At 51.5% G+C, this 18,618-nt stretch carries 24 protein-coding genes and 1 pseudogene; 22 read left to right on the top strand and 3 right to left on the bottom strand.

The annotated features are described in order from the left end of the window. The 19 genes and pseudogenes from rpsN to dsbD all read left to right on the top strand — a co-directional run. Nucleotides 1–168: pseudogene (rpsN, locus tag LMED105_RS16635) on the top strand (30S ribosomal protein S14); the annotation flags it as partial. Between the two features lie 12 nt (nucleotides 169–180). Beyond that, the gene (rpsH, locus tag LMED105_RS06285; RefSeq protein ID WP_008249408.1) at nucleotides 181–576 is read left to right on the top strand and encodes a 30S ribosomal protein S8; all 396 of its coding nucleotides are present in this window, start codon (nucleotides 181–183) and stop codon (nucleotides 574–576) included. A 12-nt stretch (nucleotides 577–588) separates the two neighbouring features. Further along, entirely contained in the window at nucleotides 589–1,122 is a 534-nt protein-coding gene (gene rplF, locus LMED105_RS06290; RefSeq protein ID WP_040512606.1) for a 50S ribosomal protein L6, read from the top strand. Between the two features lie 18 nt (nucleotides 1,123–1,140). Further along, nucleotides 1,141–1,503, top strand: coding sequence for a 50S ribosomal protein L18 (gene rplR / locus LMED105_RS06295; protein ID WP_008249410.1), 363 nt, complete (start codon nucleotides 1,141–1,143; stop codon nucleotides 1,501–1,503). 9 nt (nucleotides 1,504–1,512) lie between these two features. Beyond that, the gene (gene rpsE / locus LMED105_RS06300; protein ID WP_008249411.1) at nucleotides 1,513–2,037 is read left to right on the top strand and encodes a 30S ribosomal protein S5; all 525 of its coding nucleotides are present in this window, start codon (nucleotides 1,513–1,515) and stop codon (nucleotides 2,035–2,037) included. A gap of 2 nt (nucleotides 2,038–2,039) precedes the next feature. After that, nucleotides 2,040–2,222: a 50S ribosomal protein L30 gene (gene rpmD, locus LMED105_RS06305; protein WP_008249412.1), complete on the top strand. Its 183-nt coding sequence runs from the start codon at nucleotides 2,040–2,042 to the stop codon at nucleotides 2,220–2,222. Further along, nucleotides 2,222–2,656, top strand: coding sequence for a 50S ribosomal protein L15 (gene rplO, locus LMED105_RS06310; protein WP_008249413.1), 435 nt, complete (start codon nucleotides 2,222–2,224; stop codon nucleotides 2,654–2,656). The genes rpmD and rplO overlap by 1 nt, the downstream gene beginning before the upstream one ends. Before the next feature lie 11 nt (nucleotides 2,657–2,667). After that, nucleotides 2,668–3,996, top strand: a complete 1,329-nt coding sequence (secY, locus tag LMED105_RS06315) for a preprotein translocase subunit SecY (protein ID WP_050771173.1) — start codon at nucleotides 2,668–2,670, stop codon at nucleotides 3,994–3,996. 3 nt (nucleotides 3,997–3,999) lie between these two features. After that, the gene (gene infA, locus LMED105_RS06320; protein WP_008249415.1) at nucleotides 4,000–4,218 is read left to right on the top strand and encodes a translation initiation factor IF-1; all 219 of its coding nucleotides are present in this window, start codon (nucleotides 4,000–4,002) and stop codon (nucleotides 4,216–4,218) included. Between the two features lie 24 nt (nucleotides 4,219–4,242). After that, the gene (gene rpmJ / locus LMED105_RS06325; protein WP_008249416.1) at nucleotides 4,243–4,356 is read left to right on the top strand and encodes a 50S ribosomal protein L36; all 114 of its coding nucleotides are present in this window, start codon (nucleotides 4,243–4,245) and stop codon (nucleotides 4,354–4,356) included. A 15-nt stretch (nucleotides 4,357–4,371) separates the two neighbouring features. After that, nucleotides 4,372–4,737, top strand: coding sequence for a 30S ribosomal protein S13 (gene rpsM, locus LMED105_RS06330; RefSeq protein WP_008249417.1), 366 nt, complete (start codon nucleotides 4,372–4,374; stop codon nucleotides 4,735–4,737). Nucleotides 4,738–4,764: 27 nt separating this feature from the next. Then, nucleotides 4,765–5,160, top strand: coding sequence for a 30S ribosomal protein S11 (gene rpsK, locus LMED105_RS06335; RefSeq protein WP_008249418.1), 396 nt, complete (start codon nucleotides 4,765–4,767; stop codon nucleotides 5,158–5,160). Between the two features lie 76 nt (nucleotides 5,161–5,236). Continuing rightward, nucleotides 5,237–5,860 carry a 30S ribosomal protein S4 gene (rpsD, locus tag LMED105_RS06340; protein ID WP_008249420.1) on the top strand — a complete coding sequence of 208 codons (624 nt, stop codon included), beginning with the start codon at nucleotides 5,237–5,239 and terminating at the stop codon, nucleotides 5,858–5,860. A gap of 72 nt (nucleotides 5,861–5,932) precedes the next feature. Continuing rightward, nucleotides 5,933–6,913, top strand: coding sequence for a DNA-directed RNA polymerase subunit alpha (rpoA, locus tag LMED105_RS06345; RefSeq protein WP_008249422.1), 981 nt, complete (start codon nucleotides 5,933–5,935; stop codon nucleotides 6,911–6,913). A gap of 33 nt (nucleotides 6,914–6,946) precedes the next feature. Continuing rightward, nucleotides 6,947–7,345 (top strand): 50S ribosomal protein L17, encoded by a 399-nt coding sequence (gene rplQ / locus LMED105_RS06350; RefSeq protein ID WP_008249425.1) that lies wholly within the window; start codon nucleotides 6,947–6,949, stop codon nucleotides 7,343–7,345. Nucleotides 7,346–7,513: 168 nt separating this feature from the next. Next, nucleotides 7,514–8,443 (top strand): ATP-binding cassette domain-containing protein, encoded by a 930-nt coding sequence (locus LMED105_RS06355; protein WP_008249427.1) that lies wholly within the window; start codon nucleotides 7,514–7,516, stop codon nucleotides 8,441–8,443. Next, on the top strand, nucleotides 8,436–9,203 hold the full coding sequence (locus LMED105_RS06360; protein WP_008249429.1) for an ABC transporter permease: 768 nt from the start codon (nucleotides 8,436–8,438) through the stop codon (nucleotides 9,201–9,203). Before LMED105_RS06355 ends, LMED105_RS06360 begins: the two co-directional genes overlap by 8 nt. After that, on the top strand, nucleotides 9,200–9,544 hold the full coding sequence (gene cutA / locus LMED105_RS06365) for a divalent-cation tolerance protein CutA (RefSeq protein WP_008249431.1): 345 nt from the start codon (nucleotides 9,200–9,202) through the stop codon (nucleotides 9,542–9,544). Before LMED105_RS06360 ends, cutA begins: the two co-directional genes overlap by 4 nt. Continuing rightward, entirely contained in the window at nucleotides 9,541–11,439 is a 1,899-nt protein-coding gene (dsbD, locus tag LMED105_RS06370) for a protein-disulfide reductase DsbD (RefSeq protein WP_008249433.1), read from the top strand. Before cutA ends, dsbD begins: the two co-directional genes overlap by 4 nt. Before the next feature lie 13 nt (nucleotides 11,440–11,452). Here dsbD and LMED105_RS06375 read toward each other — a convergent pair whose 3' ends face one another. From LMED105_RS06375 to yihA, 3 genes are read right to left on the bottom strand one after another with little or no spacing between them, the layout of a single operon-like run. Then, a complete protein-coding gene (locus LMED105_RS06375; RefSeq protein WP_008249435.1) occupies nucleotides 11,453–12,496 on the bottom strand; it encodes a magnesium transporter CorA family protein in 1,044 nt (347 codons plus the stop codon). Between the two features lie 5 nt (nucleotides 12,497–12,501). Then, nucleotides 12,502–13,497: a porphobilinogen synthase gene (hemB, locus tag LMED105_RS06380; RefSeq protein WP_008249437.1), complete on the bottom strand. Its 996-nt coding sequence runs from the start codon at nucleotides 13,495–13,497 to the stop codon at nucleotides 12,502–12,504. Continuing rightward, entirely contained in the window at nucleotides 13,494–14,156 is a 663-nt protein-coding gene (gene yihA, locus LMED105_RS06385; RefSeq protein ID WP_040512608.1) for a ribosome biogenesis GTP-binding protein YihA/YsxC, read from the bottom strand. Before yihA ends, hemB begins: the two co-directional genes overlap by 4 nt. 164 nt (nucleotides 14,157–14,320) lie before the next feature. On the opposite strand from yihA, the gene LMED105_RS06390 reads away from it, so the two are divergent. The 3 genes from LMED105_RS06390 to ccsB all read left to right on the top strand — a co-directional run bounded on the left by LMED105_RS06390 (nucleotide 14,321) and on the right by ccsB (nucleotide 18,605). Next, nucleotides 14,321–14,986 carry a cytochrome c gene (locus LMED105_RS06390; protein WP_232222719.1) on the top strand — a complete coding sequence of 222 codons (666 nt, stop codon included), beginning with the start codon at nucleotides 14,321–14,323 and terminating at the stop codon, nucleotides 14,984–14,986. Between the two features lie 104 nt (nucleotides 14,987–15,090). Next, nucleotides 15,091–17,268 carry a cytochrome c biogenesis protein ResB gene (locus tag LMED105_RS06395; RefSeq protein WP_232222720.1) on the top strand — a complete coding sequence of 726 codons (2,178 nt, stop codon included), beginning with the start codon at nucleotides 15,091–15,093 and terminating at the stop codon, nucleotides 17,266–17,268. After that, nucleotides 17,265–18,605 carry a c-type cytochrome biogenesis protein CcsB gene (gene ccsB / locus LMED105_RS06400; RefSeq protein WP_008249454.1) on the top strand — a complete coding sequence of 447 codons (1,341 nt, stop codon included), beginning with the start codon at nucleotides 17,265–17,267 and terminating at the stop codon, nucleotides 18,603–18,605. Before LMED105_RS06395 ends, ccsB begins: the two co-directional genes overlap by 4 nt. Nucleotides 18,606–18,618: the final 13 nt, after the last annotated feature.

Below are 18,618 nucleotides of genomic sequence, written 5' to 3' on the forward strand. Positions count from 1 at the left end.
TAGTTGCAGGCGCTGCCAAGAAACGCGAACCCAACTCGTCAGCGCAATCGCTGCGAATTGACTGGTCGTCCCCGCGGCACATTCCGTTTGTTCGGTTTGGCCCGTAACAAGATCCGTGAAATTGCCATGCGTGGTGAGATTCCTGGAATCACTAAGGCAAGTTGGTAAGGGGTTCTAATTATGAGTATGAGTGATCCAATCGCCGACATGTTGACCCGCATTCGCAATGCTCAGGGTGTTGACAAGGTTTCGGTTGAGATGCCTTCCTCAAAAGTGAAGGTAGCTATTGCGCAAGTTTTGAAAGACGAAGGCTATATTGAGAGCTTCTCAATTGTGGGTGAGTCCGCAAAACCTGTATTGAAAATTGAGTTGAAGTACTACGCTGGTCGCCCAGTGATCGAAAAGATCGAGCGCGTTTCCAAGCCCGGTTTGCGCATTTACAAAGGTAAAGACGCAATTCCTGAGGTAATGAACGGTTTGGGTGTGGCTATTGTTTCAACTTCCAAAGGCGTGATGACTGATCGCAAGGCCCGTACCACTGGTATTGGCGGCGAAGTCATCTGCTACGTGGCTTAAAGGGGTAATGAAATGTCAAGAGTAGCGAAAGCTCCCATTTCCGTGCCTACAAGCGTGCAGGTTACTGTGAGTGGTCAGGTTGTTTCAGTGAAAGGCGGTAACGCTGAATTGAAACTGAATGTAAATTCATTGGTTATGCCGGTGTTTGAAAACGGCATTTTGTCTGTTAAGCCGGTTGTGGATACAACCGATGCAAATGCGCAGGCTGGTACCGCCCGAGCATTGTTGGCCAATATGGTTAACGGTGTAAGCAAGGGTTTCGAGCGCAAGTTGCAGTTGGTGGGTGTGGGTTATAAGGCTGCAGTTCAGGGTGACTCGATCAACCTGGCGCTGGGTTTCTCCCACCCTGTCATTCACAAGCTGCCAGCAGGCGTGAAGGCTGAGACGCCAACACCCACCGAGATCGTCTTGAAGGGTGCCGACAAACAAGTTATTGGTCAAACTGCCGCTGAAATCCGCGCGTACCGCCCACCAGAGCCATACAAGGGCAAGGGTGTGCGTTATTCGGATGAGCGTGTGGTTATCAAAGAGACCAAGAAGAAATAAGGCGCCAAGAGGTAAATCATGGAAACTAAACAAGAAGCACGTGCCCGTCGTGCAAAACAAACCAGACGTCGTATTGCGCTTGCACGTGCAACCCGTCTGTGTGTGTTCCGTACCAACTCCCACATCTACGCTGCGGTTCATTCGTCAGATGGTGGTCAGGTGTTGGCCGCTGCGTCTACCAATGACAAAGAGTTGCGTGCTCAACTGGATGGTAAGTCCGGTTCGAACAAGGCTGCGGCAGCATTGGTTGGAGCTGCTATTGCCAAGCGTGCCTTGGCTGCCGGTATCAGTGAAGTTGCGTTCGACCGTTCAGGCTTTGCCTACCATGGTCGCGTTAAAGAACTGGCTGACGCTGCGCGTGAAGCTGGCTTGAAATTCTAAGGAGTGATCATGGCAAGAATGCAAGGTAAAAATGCCGCGCCTGAAGCGCGTGATGACGGCCTTAAGGAAAAAATGATCGCGGTTAACCGCGTGACCAAGGTTGTTAAGGGTGGCCGTATCTTGGGCTTCGCAGCATTGACCGTAGTTGGTGATGGTGACGGTAGCGTGGGTATGGGCAAAGGCAAGTCCCGTGAAGTTCCTGTGGCTGTTCAAAAAGCCATGGAGCAGGCTCGTCGTCAAATGGAAAAAGTGTCGCTTCGCGATGGTTCGATCCATCACATTGTGTACGGACAGCATGGCGCATCCAAAGTGTTCCTGGCTCCGGCGCAAGAGGGTACCGGCATTATCGCGGGTGGTCCAATGCGTGCCGTTCTGGAAGTTGTTGGAGTTCGTAATATTGTGGCCAAAAGCCATGGTTCTTCGAACCCTTACAACCTGGTTCGCGCAACTTTGGACGCTTTGGGCAAGTTGCAAACTCCAGCTGAGATCGCCGCCAAGCGTGGCCTGTCAGTTGAAAAGTTATTTGAGGCTTAATCATGAGCGGATCTGTAAAAGTTACGTTGGTTAAGAGCATTATCGGAACCAAAGAAACTCATCGTGCAACAGTGCGCGGTTTGGGTCTGCGTCGTATGAACCACAGCCGAGTGCTGGTTGATACGCCCGAAGTGCGTGGAATGATTAACAAGGTGTCATACCTGTTGAAAGTTGAGGCTGCATAATGGAACTGAATACACTTGCACCTGCACCAGGCAGTAAGTTTAACCGCAAGCGCGTGGGCCGTGGTATTGGTTCTGGTTGGGGTAAAACAGCTGGCCGTGGTCACAAAGGTCAAAAGTCACGCAGTGGCGGTTTTCACAAAGTCGGTTTTGAAGGCGGTCAAATGCCAATGCACCGTCGTTTGCCGAAGCGTGGTTTCTCTTCACGTACCGCTGCCTTTAATGCTCAGATCCGTTTGACCGATCTGGACACTTTGGCCGTAGACACCGTAGATATTCTGACTTTGAAGCAAGCTGGTCTGGTTCCCGCTCAAACTTTGTCAGTGAAAGTTATTCTGGCTGGTGAAATCAAGCGTGCTGTGGTACTGAACGGCATTAAGGCAACGAAAGGCGCAGCAGAGGCCATCTCGGCAGCTGGCGGCACCATTAACGCTTAAGAGAGTATCGCGTGGCCTTTAATCCATCTACATTGGCGTCATCCAACAAATTTACCGACTTGCGCAAGCGTCTGGTATTTTTGTTGTTGGCTCTGATTGTGTATCGTATTGGCGCACACATTCCAGTACCTGGAATCGATCCTACCCAGCTCAAGCAGCTGTTTGATAGCCAGCAAGGCGGTATCTTGGGCATGTTCAACATGTTCTCGGGCGGGGCTTTGTCCCGTTTTACCGTCTTTGCCTTGGGCATCATGCCCTACATTTCTGCGTCGATTGTTATGCAATTGGCCAGTGTGGTGGTTCCGCAGCTGGAGGCTTTAAAAAAGGAAGGTGAGGCGGGTCGTCGCAAGATTACCCAATACACACGCTACGGCACTTTCTTTTTGGCCACCTTTCAGGCGATTGGTATTTCAATAGCCTTAGAGTCCCAGGCTGGTCTGGTGATTGATCCGGGTATGGCGTTCCGATTTACTACGGCTGTTTCTTTGGTTACTGGAACCATGTTTTTGATGTGGTTGGGTGAGCAGATTACAGAACGTGGTTTGGGTAACGGTATCTCGATTTTGATCTTTGCTGGCATTGCAGCTGGCTTGCCTGGAGCGATTGGTGGGTTGTTTGAACTGGTGAGAACTGGTGCGATGAACTCTCTTGTTGCGTTGATGATTGTAGTTCTCGCAGTGGCTGTGACTTATTTGGTTGTGTTCGTTGAACGCGGTCAACGCAAGATCACTGTGAATTACGCAAAGCGACAGGTTGGAAACAAAATTTACCAGGGACAAACTTCGCACTTGCCACTGAAGTTGAACATGGCCGGTGTGATTCCTCCGATTTTTGCATCCAGCATTATTTTGCTGCCTGCAACTTTGACGAGTTGGTTTGGTTCCGGTGATGGTGCAGTGGTTGGTTTTTTGAAAGAGGTGTCACAGACTCTTTCTCCTGGACACCCTCTGTACATGTTGCTTTACGCTGCTGCGATCGTGTTTTTCTGTTTCTTTTACACCGCCTTGGTGTTTAACAGCAGAGAGACGGCAGATAACTTAAAGAAAAGCGGTGCATTTTTGCCTGGAATTCGCCCTGGTGAGCAAACGTCACGATACATCGATAAGGTGTTGACTCGTTTAACCCTGATTGGTGCAGCTTATATCACTTTGGTGTGTCTGCTGCCTGAATTCCTGGTTTTGGGATTGAGTGTTCCGTTCTATTTTGGCGGTACATCTCTGTTGATTATTGTAGTGGTTGCGATGGATTTCATGGCACAGGTTCAGGCCTACGTGATGTCCCAGCAATACGACAGCCTGTTGAAGAAATCAAGCTTCAAAGGTTCTGGATTAACGAGGTAGTGATTGTCTAAAGACGACGTTATCCAAATGCAGGGAGAGGTAGTAGAGAACCTCCCTAACGCCACTTTTCGAGTGAAATTGGAAAATGGTCACGTGGTGCTTGGTCACATATCAGGCAAGATGCGCATGAACTATATTCGCATTCTTCCTGGTGACAAGGTGACGGTTGAGTTGACGCCGTACGACTTGTCCAGAGCACGAATTGTTTTTCGAGCCAAATGAATTGGTTCTTTTTGGAGTTTCGCCATGAAAGTTCAGGCATCTGTAAAAAAGATTTGTAGAAAATGCAAAGTGATCAAGCGCAAAGGCGTTGTTCGCGTGATTTGTTCTGAGCCGCGCCACAAGCAGCGTCAAGGTTAATAAAAGGGGATTTAAATGGCTCGTATTGCCGGCATTAACATTCCAAGCCACCAGCATACCGTAATCGGTCTGACTGCTATTTTCGGCATTGGTCGTTCCACCGCCAAGAAAATTTGTGCAGTGACCTCAATTCCTGAGTCCAAGAAGGTTAAAGACCTCGACGACGCAGATTTGGAAAAGCTGCGTGACGAAGTGGGCAAGTACCTGACTGAGGGTGATCTGCGCCGTGAAGTAACCATGAACATCAAGCGTTTGATGGATTTGGGTTGCTATCGTGGTTTCCGTCACCGTAAGGGTCTGCCTGTACGTGGTCAGCGTACTCGCACCAACTCTCGTACTCGCAAGGGTCCGAAGCGTGCTGGTATCGCACTGAAGAAATAATCAGGTAATCATAGGAAGGTTAGCCAAATGGCCAAAGGAACAGCGAATAACCGCGCACGCAAGAAAGTCAAAAAGAATATTTCTGACGGTATTGCGCACGTACACGCATCATTCAACAACACCATCATCACGATCACTGACCGTCAGGGCAATGCTTTGGCTTGGTCTACATCGGGTGCTCAAGGCTTCAAGGGCTCTCGCAAGTCGACTCCCTTTGCTGCTCAGGTGGCTGCTGAGGTTGCGGGTAAGGCTGCACAGGAATGCGGTATCAAAACAGTTGAAGTGCTTATTAAAGGACCAGGCCCCGGCCGTGAGTCTAGCGTACGTGCTTTGAATGCATTGGGTATCAAAGTGACCAGTATTTCTGACATCACTCCGATCCCGCACAACGGATGTCGTCCTCCCAAGCGTCGTCGCATCTAATTTTTTTAAGACCATTGTTCGTCAGATTGTTTGACGGACTGAAGCGAGTCAAATCGCGTAATGAAAGAGGTTTCAAGTGGCTAGATATACAGGTCCAAAGTGTAAGTTGTCGCGTCGTGAAGGCACAGACTTAAGTCTGAAAAGTGCACGCCGCAGTCTCGATTCCAAGTGCAAGCTTGATTCAAAGCCAGGTCAGCATGGTCGCACCTCCGGTGCTCGTACGTCTGACTATGGTCAACAATTGCGTGAAAAGCAGAAAGTAAAGCGCATGTACGGCGTGCTGGAAAAGCAGTTCCGTCGTTATTTCGCGGAAGCCTCACGCCGCAAAGGCAATACTGGCGAAACATTGTTGCAGTTGTTGGAGTCTCGTTTGGACAATGTGGTTTATCGCATGGGTTTTGGCTCCACTCGCGCCGAAGCACGTCAGCTGGTGAGCCACAAGGCAATTTTGGTGAATGGCAAGGCCGTTAACATTCCTTCCTACTCTGTGAAGTTGAATGACGTTATTTCCATTCGCGAAAAGTCGAAGACACAGGCACGTATCGTTGAGTCTGTAACTTTGGCCGAGCAGATGGGTTTCCCCCTGTGGGTTAATGTGGATGCGAAGAAGTTGGAAGGCTCTTTTAAGAGTGTTCCCGAGCGTGCTGACCTCTCCCAAGAGATCAACGAAAGCTTGATCGTTGAATTGTACTCACGTTAATTTGATTAACTGATCCCAGGGATCCCCAGCCTTATCGGTGTAACGAGCCGAGGGTATTGAAAAGGATTTTGAATGTTTAATGCTAGCTTGCTGAAGCCCCGTATTGTTGAGGTCGAGACAGTCGCCCCCAATAGTGCAAAAGTAGTGATGGAGCCGTTCGAGCGTGGTTATGGCCACACTCTGGGCAATGCTCTGCGTCGTGTACTGTTGTCATCCATGATCGGCTATGCACCTACAGAGGTGTCGATAGCTGGGGTGGTTCATGAATACTCGACTCTGGATGGTGTGCAGGAAGACGTAGTTGACCTGTTGTTGAACCTGAAGGGTATCGTGTTCAAGTTGGAGTCACGAGATGTGGTGACCGTGACTTTGAAGCGCGAGGTTGAGGGTGTAGTGACTGCAGGTGATATCGAGCTTCCTCATGATGTGGAAATCATCAACCCGGATCACGTGATTGCCCATTTGTCGCAAGGCGGCAAGCTGGATATGCAAATCAAAGTGGAGAAAGGTCGTGGTTACGTGCCAGGTTCAGTTCGTCGTTTTCCTGACGAGCCAAGCAAGGCAATTGGCCGTATCGTGTTGGACGCATCATTTAGCCCTGTTAAGCGTGTTTCATACGCCGTCGAAAGCGCGCGTGTAGAACAACGTACCGACTTGGACCGTTTGGTGATGTCGATTGAAACCAATGGCGTGTTGTCGCCTGAGGAATCAATTCGTCTGGCTGCACGTATTCTGGTCGAACAACTATCTGTGTTTGCAGCATTGGAAAATACTGCTGAACCTGAAGTTTCGCAGCGTGCGCCACAGGTTGATCCAATTCTGTTGCGCCCAGTCGATGATCTGGAACTGACTGTGCGTTCGGCAAACTGTTTGAAAGCAGAGAATATTTACTACATCGGCGATCTGATTCAGCGCACGGAAAACGAGTTGTTGAAGACTCCTAATCTGGGTCGCAAGTCATTGAACGAAATCAAGGAGGTGTTGGCCGCACGCGGTTTGACACTCGGTATGAAATTGGAAAACTGGCCACCCGCCGGTCTCGATAAGCCTTGAGCTTAGCGTTTGTTAGATTGAAGGATATTTAAAATGCGTCACCGTCATGGATTGCGTAAACTAAATCGCACCAGCAGCCACCGCCTTGCAATGTTTAGAAACATGACCAACGCTTTGTTGCGTCACGAAGTGATCAAAACAACGCTGCCAAAGGCCAAGGAACTGCGCAAAATTGCAGAACCCATTATCACTATGGGCAAGTCGCCAACACTGGCCAACAAGCGTCTGGCATTTAGCCGCTTGCGTGATCGTGAAATGGTTGTGAAGCTGTTCGACGAGATCGGTCCTCGTTACGCTGCTCGCCCAGGTGGTTACATGCGTGTTCTGAAGTTCGGTTTCCGCAAAGGCGACAATGCACCAATGGCTTTGGTTGAATTGGTGGATCGTCCGGAAACTGCTGAGATCGTAGAAATCGCTGAAGAGCAGGCCTAACTATTTGACATTACTTGGTGGGGTAACGATGTTGCCGCTTCAAGTGATGCTGAATGTCAGTGGTCTGGGATCAGTTGTGAGAAAGCCGTGTTAGCTTATGCTAGCGCGGCTTTTTTATTTTCTTTTGTAAGCCGATGTTGTGGTGACAGTTGTTGGGGATGCTGGTAAGTGGCTGGTTCTACTGTATTGACTTTGAGTGGCGTGCGCAAAACCTATGGTGGGCGCGATGTACTGACAGGTTTGAATTTCTCTCTAAGCGCCGGTGAGTGTGTGGCGTTGCTGGGGCCCAATGGTGCCGGAAAGTCAACTACGATTGCCTTGGCTTTGGGCTTGGCGCAAGCAGATTCAGGTGTGGTGGAGTTGTTGGGAAAGAGACTTCCTGATGCCGGACACCTTGCCAGACAGGAGGTGGGTGTTGTGCCGCAATACGATGCACTAGACCCCGATTTCACCGTATTTGAGAACTTGATGGTGTTTGGTCGATACTTTGGCCTACACGGTGACAAGTTGCGCGAGCGTGCAGAGTTGCTGTTAAGTTTCGCGCAGTTGGTTAACCGCAGGAATGATTCCGTGGCCACCTTGTCAGGTGGAATGCGTAGACGTTTGATGCTGGCTAGGGCTTTGATCAATCAGCCGAAGGTTCTGTTTCTCGATGAGCCGACGACAGGCCTTGATCCGCAAGCAAAACATGTGATTTGGGATCGATTGGTTGATCTGAAGCGCCAAGGCATGGCGATGTTTTTAACCACGCACTACATGGATGAAGCACAGCGACTGGCGGATCGCGTAGCTGTACTGGATCACGGCGATATCGTGGCCTGTGACAAACCTCTGACGCTGATTCGCAATGTGGTTGGCCACGCAGTGCTGGAGTTATGGGGTACGGGCGCCGCGCGTTGCGTGACACAGCTTGTGGGTTCAGAGGATGAGCCGATGGAGCAGCGAGGCGAGACTTTTTATTTCAGGAATGAAAAAGCGGATGAAATGTTGGAGGCACTGAAGGGTTCGCCTCAATCCGATGTGGACTATATTTATCGCCCGGGAAATCTCGAAGACGTGTTTTTCTCCTTGACCGGTAGGGCTTTGCGCGATGATTAATTTTCATGCGGTATTTCAGGTGTGGCGCCGAAACTTTTTGGTGTGGCGAAAGCTGGCGCTCCCCTCTCTGCTTGGCAATGTAGTCGATCCGGTGATGGCCTTGATGGCTTTTGGATTGGGACTTGGGTCGATGTTGCCCAATGTGGGAGGCATGCCTTACTTGAACTACCTCGCTGTGGGCGCGGTTTGTATTAGTGCGATGAACGCGCCAACATTTGAGGCGTTGTATTCTGCATTTTCACGCATGCACACTCAAAAAACATGGCAGGTGATCATGAACACGCCGGTTCGTTTGCGTGAGGTGGTTTTGGGTGAATGCAGTTGGGCTGCAAGTAAAGGTTTGATCAGCACAGGAGCCATGTTATTGATTGTGGCGCTTTTGGGCATTGGTGATGTTCAGTTCTGGATTTTGTCCTGGCTAGTGCTGATTCTTGCTTGTTTGATGTTTGCCGGGTTTGGGCTGTGTATCAACGCAAGGGCTCCCAGCTACGATTTCTTTATGTTCTATTTCACCTTGGTTGTGACGCCAATGACATTTTTGTCGGGCGCATTTTTCCCAAGGGAGCAGTTGCCTGAATGGTTAATGAGGGTGGCTGACTACATGCCACTTTCAGTGGTGGTGGATGCGCTTCGGGGTATTTATGCTCGCGATTTCAGCATGTTGCCGGCACTTTTAGCCCAAATGGCTGTCTATGCGACAGTGGGAATAGGGTTGGCGATCTTCTTGACCGAACGCAGGTTTAAACGGAAAGGCGCATGAGGAATAAGGCGGAACGCTGTTGGGTGGCTTATTCGACAGTGGGGTCACACGAGCGGGCCTGTGAGTTGGCCCATCGATTGGTGGACGAGCAGTTGGTGGCTTGTGTGAATATTGTGGGCCCGATTGAGTCGGTGTATCGCTGGCAGGGAAAGGTCGAGCAGGCCAAGGAATGGATGTTGATGATGAAGTGTTCGGAATCGCAATGCGAAGAATTGAAGAGAGCTTTGCCGCATTTGCACGGCTATGATGTGCCGGAGTTAATCATGCTGCCAATTGCAGATGGGCATGTGCCCTACCTTGACTGGATTGCTGCCAGTGGCAAGAAGGGGGTAGGGGCATGAGCGACAGAGCTGTGCGGTGGATGTTGCCAGCGTTATTGCTGCTGGCAAACTTGTGGGTGGGTTTGAGCCAGGCGCGCGCCAATGATTTTTTGCCACCAGAAGAGGCTTTTCAGTTCACTTTGAGTGTGCAAGATCCCGCTTGTGTTGAGGATTGTCTGATCGACGTACGCGCCAAAGTTGCGCCTGAGTATTACCTGTACCGTGAGCGTTTTGCGCTTGAGAACCCAATGAATTTGCCGGTGTTTGAATTTGTTGAGTTGCCTCGGGGCGATCGCAAGTTTGATGAATTTTTGAATCAGGAAATTGAGGCACTTCGGGGTGAGATGGCGTTTCAGATTCGCTATGGCTTGGGTAATAACCCTGTGGATATGGCCAAAGCTGTGATGATCTCCCAAGGGTGTGCGGATGCTGGGTTGTGTTACCCGCCTATGACGACGCCGGTGGTATTCAAGGAAAGTGGATTGCTGGGTGGGGTGTTAGGTGGTGGAGTAGGTGCATTCTTCGGAAAGACGTCTGATTTGCCCTCAACAAACAGCAAGCAATCCCGCGCTGGTTTGCCTGCAGATGAAGCGGGCGACTTGGCCAGCAGGCTGGCGGCTCAATCGTGGCTGGTGGTCTTGCCGGTATTTTTCGGTTTGGGTTTGTTATTGGCTTTTACACCGTGTACTTTGCCGATGTTGCCAATTGTCAGCAGTTTGGTGGTCGGGCAGCAGGCTGGTAGCCACGGGGCGGGCAAAGCAAAGCCCATGGCTCTGGCCTTGGTGTATGTGTTGGGTATGGCTCTGACGTACGCTTTGTTGGGTGTACTAGCCGGGCTGACCGGGCAAAGCCTGGTCATGGCCATGCAACAGCCACCGGTGTTGTGGGCGTTTGGTGGCGTGTTGGCGATGCTGGGTGTTGCGCTGTTGATGGGATATTCACTGCAATTGCCGGCGAGTTTTCAAGGGTGGTTGCAAGAGAAAACAGGTCGTCTGAAAGGTGGGCAATTCATTCCGGTGTTGGTTATGGGTGTTTTGTCGGCGTTGTTGTTAGGTCCGTGTGTTGCGCCCCCGTTGGCGGGTGCGTTGTTGTATATCGGCCAAACTGGTGACGCAGTATTGGGCGGAGCAGCTTTGTTTTTGCTGGCCCTGGGCATGGGTTTGCCTTTGGTATTGTTCGCAGCCGGTGCGGGTGCTGCCTTGCCAAAAGCCGGAGCCTGGATGAGTTGGGTGTCGGCAGCGTTCGGTTTTGTTTTGCTGGCAGTTGCTGTATGGACAATTACGCCAGTGACACCGGTTTGGCTGGTCATGGCGATGTGGGCATTGTTGGCCTGTATGACTGCTGCTGCGCTGTTTCATGGCGCAAGCAGCATGGCGACCATGGGCTCAAGAGGCAAGGTGATCAGCAAAACTTTCGGTTTGCTGTTTACGCTTTTGGCTTTGATTTATCTGTTGGGCCTGTTTTCTGGCTCAAGCAGTCTGCTTCAGCCTTTGGCTGGCTTGAATGGACAGCGCGCCGTTGTGGAGGGTACGTCCCAACAGCTTTCAACCGGTAAGCCTGCGTTTGAGAAGGTGCGGAGTGAGGATGTTTTGAGTTTGATTGAATCGAGCCCGCAGCCGGTGATGCTTGATTTTTATGCGGATTGGTGTGTGAGTTGTAAAGAGTTTGAGTTGTTTACCTTGACTGATAGCTCGGTCAAAGAAAAGCTCATGGGTATTCGTTTGGTGCAGGTGGACGTGACCGACAATACTGCGGGTGACCAAGCTTTGTTGAAGCAATTTAGCCTGTTCGGACCTCCTGCAATTTTGTTTTTCCCAGCGAGGCAAACAGAGTCAATTCATCAGGTCATTGGTTTTCAGAATGCGAAGCGATTTGATCAGACCTTGAACCAGATTCGCCCCAGCCTTGGGTTGTGATGTTGATGTGGCCTCATGGTTTGCCGAGGTGATTTCGACCTTTGATCCAGAAGATTAGTGCGACCGAAATGACGCTGGAGAGGCCCATGAGCCCCAAGCTGATCCAGAATCCGTTCGGGTTTTTCAAGAAAGGCATTTCTTCAAAGTTCATGCCAAAAATACCGCTGATCAGTGTCAGCGGCATGAACAGCGCTGTCAGCATGGTCAGTACGGTGACAATCTCATTCGTTTTATGTGCTGTGGCCGAGAAGTGAAGCTGCACCGCAGTTTCTGTGTTTGCGCCCAAACGGCGGGTAAGGCTGACGACTCGCTCGAGGTGTTCAAGCGTGTCGCGTGCGTTCACTTGTAGAGAGGCTGCCATGCGGCCTTCACGTTCCTGATCGTCTTGCCAGTCAGTGAGCGCATCGCGCTGGTCTTGGGCAACGGATTCCAGTCGATTCATTTCGTTACGGGCCGCAAGCAGGGCATTCCAGTCCTGGAAGCGTTTGCGTGGGTTCAGCAAATCGCGTTGCCAGCGATCCAGTTGCTCGGAAATTTCGATTCGGGTTTCCATGAAACGGTCCACAAGATTACTGACGAGCTGGATCATGAGCTCGTCTGTGCCGGCGGGCGCACGTTTGAACTTCAGGAAAGTTTCGATTTCATCCAGCGATTTTTCAGGTGCGCTGTCGACGAATTTGCGGGCCATGGCAAATGTGCGACTGTCTCTGGGCCGGAATGTCACCAACAGCTTTGGGGTAATGACGAAAAATACGGGGCGTGTTTTGATGCTGAGCCGATTGTGTTCGTCAAACAGGGGTTTGCTGGACAGTGACCGGATAATCAGAATGTTGTAGCCATCACCAATGTCGAAGTGACTGGGATGAAAGGTGTTGCCGAGGTCTTCCAGGTGCAGCTCATCCAGCTTGAAGCCCAGCAAGGACTCCACAGTTGGCAGCCATGACAACTCTTCGTCGAGTTGTGTGTCGAGCCATAGAAACCCTGACTCGGGCAGCTGGTTGGGCGCATCACTTAACTTCTTGATCTTGTCTTGAGTCAGATGCGTCCAGATTCCCATGCGAATTAACCCTGTTTCAGAAGTTTTGCCGCGTCGAGTGCGAAGTAGGTCAGTATGCCGTCTGCGCCAGCGCGTTTGAAGGCCAGCAAGGATTCGAGCATGACTGCGTTTTCATCAAGCCAGCCGTTTTGTGCGGCGGCCTTGATCATGGCGTATTCTCCGCTGACCTGATAGGCGAAAGTGGGGCGGGCAAATTTCTCTTTCACGCGCCACAAAATGTCCAGGTAAGGCATGCCTGGTTTCACCATGACCATGTCTGCGCCTTCATCGAGGTCCATGCCGACTTCCAGCAGCGCTTCGTTGCTGTTGGCTGGATTCATTTGATACACTTTTTTGTTGCTTTTGCCCAGGTTGCCACTGGAGCCCACAGCGTCGCGGAAGGGACCGTAAAAAGCCGAGGCGTATTTCGCGGAGTAGGCCATGATGCTGGTGTGGATGCAGCGGTTCGCTTCGAGGGTTTCGCGAATGGCGCCAATGCGACCGTCCATCATGTCGCTGGGGGCGACGATATCCACGCCTGCCTGCGCTTGTACCAAAGCCTGCATTTGCAACACTTCAACGGTTTCGTCATTCAGCACATAGCCCTGGTCGTCGATCAGGCCATCTTGCCCGTGACTGGTGAACGGGTCGAGTGCGACGTCAGTCAGCAACATCAATTCTGGAAAGCGCTTTTTCAGTTCACGCACCGCATGGGGAACCAAACCTTCAGGGTTGGTGGCTTCCAGGCCGTCTGTGGTTTTTTTGTCGGTTTCAATGACCGGGAACAAGGCCATGACCGGTACTCCCAGTTCCAGGCATTGCTCGGCTTTGGCAAACAAAAGGTCGAGCGACAGTCGCTCGACGCCGGGCATGGAGGCCACTGCTTCACGTTTGTTGCTGCCAGGTATGACGAACACGGGATAGATGAAGTCGGCTGCACTTAAAGTGTGTTCTGACACCAAGCGGCGCAGTGCGTCTGTTCGGCGCAGGCGCCGGGGGCGATGATACAAATGTTGGGTCATGATGTCGGCGGCTCGTTTTCGGGTATGTCGGGGGTGGATACCGCGGGGCGGACCCAGTTTGACAGTTGGGTTTCCAGTTCAACCATGCCGATTTTTTTCAAGGCTGACCACAGTTGAACCGTGATTTCATGGCCGTTCACCCGATAAGGGTCGAGGGCTTTCTGGGTGGCGCGCAAGGCCAGCACCTGTTCTTGCCTGTTGAATTTGTCCGCCTTGGACAGCAGAATGTGTACAGGCAACTGGCGATGCCCTACCCATTTTATCAAGGCGTAATCGAGTTCAAGCAGACCTCTACGACAGTCGACGATCAGTACTGTGCCTACCAAACTTGGCCGTTCGGCCAGGTAACTGCCCAGCTCTTTGTCCCATACGCTTTGACTGGTTTGGGCCAGTTGCGCAAAACCGTAGCCAGGAAGGTCGACGAGGCGTGCAATCGGCTCTGCCTGCTCAATGACATGAAAGAAGTTGAGAAGCTGGGTGCGGCCGGGCATTTTACTGGCATAGGCCAATTGCCGCTGTTTGCACAGGGTGTTAATGGCCGTGGACTTGCCGGCGTTTGAGCGCCCGGCAAATACGATCTCGGGGACGCTGGCGCCCGGGCATTCGACCATGCGAGATGCGGAGATCTCGAAATGCGTGTTGTGGAAATTGATTGTCATGCGCACATTTTAGATGCAAGACAGCCGCTTGAGTGGTTATAATCTAGGGTTTGTGAAAACTTTGCTGTAGATGCGCGCCTTTGTTTATTGAGCCTGTGCTTTTGCCGGGCCAGACATGGCAGGGGTTTTTGGGATCGCCGCACTATTTTTTGATGCACTTTTTGATGGGTTTGACCATGCTGAACAAGCTGACAACGCTTAAACTGAGTTCTCTGTTTGCCGCTTTGATGTTTTCAATGTCTGTGGCCCAGGCTGCTGGCCCCGTTGAAGTGTTCAAGCCAGACCTGGCCAAGGGCAAGGAAATCATGCAGCAGTGTGTAGCCTGCCATGGTGCCGACGGTAATTCCTCGGCCTCTATTTACCCCAAGATCGCCGGTCAGCATGCGGAGTATCTGTACAAGCAGTTGGTGAATTTCAAGCCAGGTAAAGATGGCGAGAAGCCGCTGCGTGACAATGCGATCATGGCTGGTTTTGCGGCTGCTTTGTCGGACGAAGACATGAAGAACGTGTCTGCTTACCTGGCCGCACAGAAGCAGACCTTGGGTTCTGCCAAGAACAAAGACACCCTGGCCTTGGGCGAGAAGATTTATCGTGGCGGTATCGCTGACAAAAAGATTCCAGCCTGTGCCGGTTGTCACAGCCCGAATGGTGCCGGTATTCCAGCCCAGTATCCACGTTTGGGTGGGCAGCATGCAGAGTACACAGAAAGCCAATTGGTCGCTTTCCGTGACGGTGTGCGTAACAACAGTGAACAGATGACTGTGATTGCAAACAAGATGTCGGACAAGGAAATGAAAGCAGTGTCTGATTACATTGCAGGTTTGCGTTGAACATTTGACGCAATCGCCGGTCAAAAAGGGGCTAGAGAATAGCCCCTTTTTTTTCGACATGGGCAGAGCCAGAAGAGTACACAGAGTTAATAGCGGGGAAGCGTGTGAGTAGTTCAGGGGACATTGCAAACAATTTGAACCCACCAAGAATGGGCAAACAATCGTTTTGGGTCAGTTTGATGGAGCTGTTGGGCTCCATGCGCTTTGCCATTAGCTTGCTGACCCTGATTTGTATTGCCTCTGCGATTGGTACGGTGGTGGGTCAGGCCGATCCTTGGGTGAATTACGTGAACCAGTTTGGACCTTTCTGGGCTTCGTTTTTCGAGCCTATGGGACTGTTCCGAATATACAACGCGCCCTGGTTTATCGCCGTAATGGCTTTTTTGGTAGTGTCTACTTCCTTGTGTGTGTATCGCAATACACCGAAGATGATCAAGGAAATGAGGGTGTACCGCGAGAATATTCGCGAGAATAGTTTGAGGGCATTCGCTCACCGGTGGGAAGGTCGTTTCAGTGAAAAGTCGGATGCTTTACCGGGAATCATCACGGAGTGGCTGGAGCACAAGGGTTTCAAGGTGAAGCAATCGGTGCGCGACAATGGCACCATGGTGGCTGCCAAAGCAGGCAGCGCGAACCGCTTTGGCTACATTGCTGCGCATTTGTCGATTATTGTGATTTGTATTGGTGGTTTGCTTGATAGCGCAGTACCCCTGCAAGTTGCGGTATGGGCGACAGGCAAAACGCCGGTGACAGGTGCAGAGATTACTGCAGGCATTCCTGAAAAAGCGCGGTTGGGCACTGCAAACCCCAGCTACAGGGCCAATTTGCTTTTGCCGGAGGGTGAAACCAGCCGGGTGGCGGTGTTGAATACTGACGATGGTCTGCTGGTGCAGGACCTGCCTTTTGAGCTGACCCTGAAAGAGTTTCGAATTGATTTTTACAGCACTGGCATGCCCAAGTTGTTTGCCAGTGATGTTGTCGTGTTTGACCCGGAAACACAGGAGCGATTTGAAGCCACGATTGAGGTGAACAAACCGCTGATTTACAAGGGTGTGACTGTTTACCAATCCAGCTTCGACGATGGGGGTACCAAGGTTCAGCTGAAGGGCATTCCGCTGACCGGTGAACGTGATTATCGCTTTGACCTGGATGGCATCGTGGGTGGTGCTAGAGACCTAAGCCAGTTGCAGGGTGACTTGAGCAAGGATTTGAAGGTGGAGTTTACCGCGTTCAAATCGATCAACGTGGAAGCTTTGCCTGTAGACAATGCCGATCAGGTGAGTGTGGATGATTTGGCCTTGGGCAATGCCGATGCCTTATCACCTTTCGAGACCAACCTGGCCAGCGTGTTGGGCCCTGGTGTAAAAGAGGACGCAAAGACCAAATTCACGAACATTGGCCCCAGCATTACCTACAAGTTGCGGGACCAGGCGGGGCAAGCCCGTGAGTTTCACAATTACATGTTGCCCATTAACCTGGATGGCGGACGCTATTATTTGGCGGGTGTGCGTGAAACCCCGGCAGACGGCTTTAAGTATCTGCGAATTCCAGTGGACGACAATGGTCAACTGGAGGGTTTCATGCGTTTCCGCGCAGCCCTGCAAAATGATGAGATTCGTAGAACAGCAGCCCAGCGTTTTGCGCAGCAGGCTTTTGGTGACAGGCCTGATTCTACCCAGTTGGTCGCCAGCGTGGCTGACAGTGCGCAGCGGGCCTTGGAGCGTTTTGCTGGTCTGAACAATTCACTGTCGGGCTTGCCTGCCATTGCGCAGTTTATAGAAAGCACAGTGCCAGAGGGTGAGCGCGAAAAAGCAAGCGACGTGATTATCCGTCTGTTACAAGGCGCCATGTGGGAGGTTTATCAACTTTCACGCACCACGGCCAACTTGCCTCCGGCGGTACCTGATGAAGTGCATGGCCGGTTCGTGCAGGACGCTCAAATTGCTTTGTCGGACCTGTCACTGTATGGCGCACCTGTGATGTTTCAGCTGGACCAGTTCGATGAGGTGAAGGCCAGTGTGTTCCAGTTGGCCAAGGCGCCGGGACAATGGATTGTGTACTTGGGTTGTTTGTTTTTGTGCGTCGGGGTATTTTCGATGTTCTACATCCGTGAGCGCCGGGCATTTTTCTGGGTTACACAGGATGAGCATGGTTCCAAAGTGATGATGGGTATGTCTACCACTCGAAAGACCATGGATTTTGAAAAAGAGTACGAGCAGTTTGTGAATGAATTGAACAGCAGGGCTGCGCCCAAAGCAGCCTCGGCAGGAGATGCAGTATGAGTTCGACGTGGATTAATCAAACCCCCGCGGGCGAGAAGCCTGGCTTGCCTACCAAGAAAGCGGGCTGGTTTTCCAAATCATTTCATTGGAGTGATTTTGCGTTTGCCGCATTGTTGGTGGCCGCGGCGGGTTATGCCTCGCAGCAATACCACAGCTTCATGGATGTTTACGAGATCACTATTTTGTGGAGTTGTGTGCCAGTGACGGCCTACATGGCTTATCGCTGGGGATCACTGAAATGGCTGATTTTGACTGTGGCAGGTTTGAGCTTGCTGGCCATTTCGAGTTACAACGGTGATTTGGCCGCCGCAGAGCAGAAGTTTTTCCTGAAGTACCTGCTATCAAGTCAGTCCGCCATATTGTGGATGGGCGTGATGTTTGTGGTGGCCACGGTGGCTTACTGGATTGGCTTGGTTGGACGTTCACCCACCGCAAGTTTCGTGGGCACGGCGCTGACTTGGGGCGCGGTGGTAATGGGCTTTGCCGGCATGTTTATTCGCTGGTATGAAAGCTACCTGATTGGTCCGGATGTGGGTCATATCCCAGTTTCCAACTTGTATGAAGTGTTCGTGTTGTTCGCCCTGATCACTGCGATGTATTACCTGTTTTATGAACAGGTGTACAAAACGCGTCAACTGGGTGCCTTCGTCATGTTGGTGGTGGTGGCTGCAGTGGGCTTTTTGGCCTGGTACGGTGTAGAGCGCCAAGCCTATGCCATTCAGCCCTTGGTGCCTGCGCTGCAAAGCTGGTGGATGAAAATTCACGTACCTGCCAACTTCATTGGTTATGGTACTTTTTCGATTGCCGCAATGGTGGCTTTTGCCTACCTGCTGAAAGTGTATGCCCATGCACCCAGCATCAAGGCATTGATCCCTACGGGTATTTTGGGTGTGTTGATGTTCCTGGAACCCATGGTGTTTCGCACAGAAGGCATTTCGATTTACTGGGCGTTGTACTTGGGCATCGGTTGTGCTGTGGTGGGCGCGATTTTGCTGGCGCGCAAGCGCATTGCAGACGCCTTGCCCGCACTGGAAGTGCTCGATGATGTGATGTACAAATCGATTGCTGTGGGCTTCGCTTTTTTCACGGTTGCAACCATTTTGGGTGCATTGTGGGCCGCAGAGGCTTGGGGCGCATACTGGCAATGGGATCCGAAAGAAACCTGGGCGCTGGTGGTGTGGCTAAACTACGCTGCCTGGCTACACATGCGTTTGGTGAAAGGCCTGCGTGGCGTGGTCGCTTCGTATTGGGCTTTGGTGGGTTTGCTGGTCACCGGTTTTGCTTTCTTGGGCGTGAATATGTTCCTGTCCGGTCTGCATTCCTACGGCGAGCTCTAAACAGATCTCGTAC

Source organism: Limnobacter sp. MED105 (assembly GCF_000170915.1).
Taxonomy (GTDB): domain Bacteria; phylum Pseudomonadota; class Gammaproteobacteria; order Burkholderiales; family Burkholderiaceae_B; genus Limnobacter.